This is a genomic window from Rhizorhapis sp. SPR117, assembly GCF_021742065.1.
Genome location: NZ_JAKKIE010000144.1, coordinates 1 through 3,073 on the forward strand (window position 1 = coordinate 1; position 3,073 = coordinate 3,073).

The window sequence follows — 3,073 nt, forward strand, 5'->3', positions numbered from 1 at the left end:
TGGACCGGCATTCCCACAGAAACGGCTTCAGCCCCTCCACTTGATCCTACCGGCATCAGCCGGTCAGTCATTCAGCGTCACAGCGCCCTGATCCCGGTCTTCCATGTGCCGACCGTGTGGTTTCCAAGTACAAGCGTAGCCATAGCGACGTTACATGGATCAAATATCTCTGACGCCATTCTTTCCTCAGCCCAGTTTCATTTCAAGGAGATACCCGTGACCAGCATGATCGACTGCCCGACCTTCATCGACCTGCGCGCCTTAACTAAATCCGCTCCGGCGGCGGCCAGTCAGGACGATCCGTTTGGTGCCGACGCCCGCAAGCTGCCCGTGCGCGCGGGGCCATGCTCTCTCCTGGCTGTCTCGTTGCCGACCGGAAGCGGCAATTGCGCGGGTCTCGCAGCCGATACCTGGGTGCTGGTGGAAAGCGGTGCTGTGACCCTGACCGGGCCAGCCGGCGCTATCGAACTGCGCGAAGGCCATAGCGCCGTCATTGCACGCGGGACTCCTTTCGCATGGCGCACCGACGCGCAAACCTCGCTGATCGGCATGGACTATCCCGAAGGCGAAGCCGGCAAACCGGGCATAATCGCCATTGACAACGAAGCCTCGCTCGGGCCGTCGAACCCTCCCGCCGCGAATCTGCTGCTTGGCGAAACGCCAACCTGCCGGTCGAACAACCACTTCGCCTCCGGCGATGAATTGTTCAAATGCGGCATCTGGGATTCGACACCCTATCAGCGCACGCCCATCTTTTTCCACCACACTGAACTGATGCACCTGCTTGCCGGGCAGGTGACATTCACTGACGCGGCCGGTCGTTCGGCGACCTTCTCGAAAGGTGACACCTACATCATCGAGCAGGGCGCGGAATGCTCCTGGGATAGCCAGGAATATGTCGCAAAGATCTATTCGCTGTTTCGTCCAGCCACCTGAGCCAATCCTCTCCATCGAGACAGATCGCATTCCAGGCAGGAGCACTTCGCTCCTGCCTGGTTGTGCATCTTGCGTGACTGACACTTGCCATTGATGGCAAGGAAGAGAGCGATCAGAGCCCGGCGATATCCAGCTTGGAACCATCCACCAGTCGCGAGAGGCGGAAAGGACTCGGATCCACGCAAGGCGCATCGTTGCGGAGTAGCTGCGCTGCCAGAAATCCAATGCCCGGCCCCATACCGAAGCCGTGGCCAGAACAGCCCGCAGCCAGAACAAGGCCTTCGACCTGATCTACTTTCGATATGACCGGAACCGCGTCGGGTGAGCAGTCAACCAATGCTCCCCAGACGCTGTCGACCTCGATATTGGCCAACTGGGGAAACGTGCCGCGAACTCCGTCCAGCACCTTCCGTATCAGCCACTGCTGCGGCTCTGGATCGAGCACGCGATTCTGTTCGAATATCCGGTCGTTGTTTGTCAACAGCGCCGGCAGGGATTCCGGCCCGGAAACAAACGAGCGGCCCAGGCCGAGCCTGACGTTCTTGAGACGACGCGCGAACTGAGGCAGGAATTCGCGGGAATAGCGAAGTCCCTGCGGGGTTATGTCGATTGTGGCCTTGCCGCTGATGGCCAGGGTGTAACTGCCATCCAGACGGCGGGTCATCGCGAAATCCGGCGAATAGAGGCAGTTCCCCACATCAACGGTGGGTTTGGTGCGTAGCGCGGTCTGCCGCACGCCTGCTTGCGGGAAGCTGATCCCGTGGGGACGGAGGAAGCGAGAGGCCCAGGCGCCAGCGGCGCACAGCACTGCGTTAGCCTTGATCAATCCCTTCTCGGTGTGCACGCCGATGACTCGCCCGTTCGCAATGTCCAGACCGCGAGCCGCGCATCCCTGATGGATCGTGGCGCCATGAGCCCGCGCCCCTTCGGCAAGCGCGGGGGCGGCAAGCGCGGGTTCGGCCTTGCCGTCATTGGGCGAGAAAACTCCACCGATCCACTTGCGCCGTGTTTCCGGAATGTGTTGGGCAACCTCCACAGCGCTCAGCATGCGGGTGTCGACGCCGTTCTCCTTGCCGAAAGGATGCCAGGCCGCCCACTGGGCCAGAACAGATTCGTCATGCGTCGCATAGATCAGGCCGCACCGGCGAAAGCCAAGGTCGCGCCCGAGTTCGGGCGCGAAGCTGTCCCACAGTCGCATCGAAACCGAAGAAATCGGCAATTCACGCGCATCGCGGTTCTGCTGACGGCACCATCCCCAGTTCCGGCTTGACTGTTCGCAGGCGACATGGCCCTTTTCGACCAGCGCAACCGACACACCCTGTTTCGCAAGAAAATATGCTGTGGCTGAACCCACGATGCCGCCGCCCACGATGACGACGTCAACCGCCTTGGGCAGGTGTTCATTGCTTGCAATGCGCTCAACTACTGGTGACATGAGAAAGCAGGCCCCATACTGTGCTAGAGGTTCCGGTCGAACAGTTGTGACATCGACCGTTCGACATATTGTGTTGAAGACATCTCAATTTTAGGTGGATTCTCGGGTATAGGCCACCATTGGACGCAAGTCCGGTCAGCGTCGCGGCTTCGAAGCCCAGAATGGCTGTCTGTCCACGAGTGCTGGCCAATGCGTCAAACGGCAGGCCGACATCCTTCAAGCCGCTGTGGTGGATCCCTGAGGCACCGCTGGGGTTCGACACCGACGGGACGGACTATGGCCTGATTCACCTTACGGGAGTGGCCGTTCCTGATGATGTTACGGCCTTGATAGACTGGCTGATTGCGCAGCCTGAATGAGATTAAGGGTCGAACCGCCCACGCACTCAGAAGCTGAACCCCAATCCGACAATGGCCCGCGTCACGCGCGATGGATCGCCTGCCGAAACCGCGATCGTGCGGGTGAATCCAACTAGACGCTCGTGGACGACGCCAGCGTATATGTTGAAATCCTTGCCAAGCGAACGGCGCAGCCTGAGCGAAGCTTCGATATCCGTCAGGCCGCGGCCCAGGTCTTCCCCGGGGATGGCCTGCGCCGACCAACCAAGGCCGAGCCTGGGCTCAAGCACTAGTCACCTGAATCCGAAGTTCGCTTCATTGTTTTCTGGCAGAAGCGTTTGACGGCGGCGAGGATCTCGTCGGC

The 3,073-nt window shown here is 60.5% G+C and carries 5 protein-coding genes; 2 read left to right on the plus strand and 3 right to left on the minus strand.

All coding sequences use genetic code 11. The features are described from left to right. Positions 1-936, plus strand: a 936-nt coding sequence (locus tag L3X40_RS21395; RefSeq protein ID WP_237367358.1) for a cupin domain-containing protein, incomplete at its 5' end; no start/stop codon positions are given. A 112-nt stretch (positions 937-1,048) separates the two neighbouring features. Here the strand turns inward: L3X40_RS21395 and L3X40_RS21400 are convergent. Together L3X40_RS21400 and L3X40_RS22625 are read right to left on the minus strand one after the other, a co-directional pair. Then, positions 1,049-2,371: an NAD(P)/FAD-dependent oxidoreductase gene (locus tag L3X40_RS21400; protein WP_237367359.1), complete on the minus strand. Its 1,323-nt coding sequence runs from the start codon at positions 2,369-2,371 to the stop codon at positions 1,049-1,051. Then, positions 2,355-2,591, minus strand: a complete 237-nt coding sequence (locus L3X40_RS22625) for a hypothetical protein (protein ID WP_445177234.1) — start codon at positions 2,589-2,591, stop codon at positions 2,355-2,357. Before L3X40_RS22625 ends, L3X40_RS21400 begins: the two co-directional genes overlap by 17 nt. On the opposite strand from L3X40_RS22625, the gene L3X40_RS21405 reads away from it, so the two are divergent. Next, on the plus strand, positions 2,533-2,730 hold the full coding sequence (locus tag L3X40_RS21405) for a hypothetical protein (RefSeq protein ID WP_237367360.1): 198 nt from the start codon (positions 2,533-2,535) through the stop codon (positions 2,728-2,730). The genes L3X40_RS22625 and L3X40_RS21405 overlap by 59 nt on opposite strands. Positions 2,731-2,756: 26 nt before the next feature. Here the strand turns inward: L3X40_RS21405 and L3X40_RS21410 are convergent, their stop codons facing one another. Beyond that, a complete protein-coding gene (locus L3X40_RS21410; RefSeq protein ID WP_237367361.1) occupies positions 2,757-2,999 on the minus strand; it encodes a copper resistance protein B in 243 nt (80 codons plus the stop codon). Positions 3,000-3,073 lie beyond the last annotated feature (74 nt).

Excerpts from the sequence above, each read along its gene's own strand:
- L3X40_RS21400 (WP_237367359.1), bottom strand. The coding sequence starts at position 2,371 with ATGTCACCAGTAGTTGAGCGCATTGCAAGCAATGAACACCTGCCCAAG.
- L3X40_RS21405 (WP_237367360.1), top strand. The coding sequence starts at position 2,533 with ATGGCTGTCTGTCCACGAGTGCTGGCCAATGCGTCAAACGGCAGGCCG.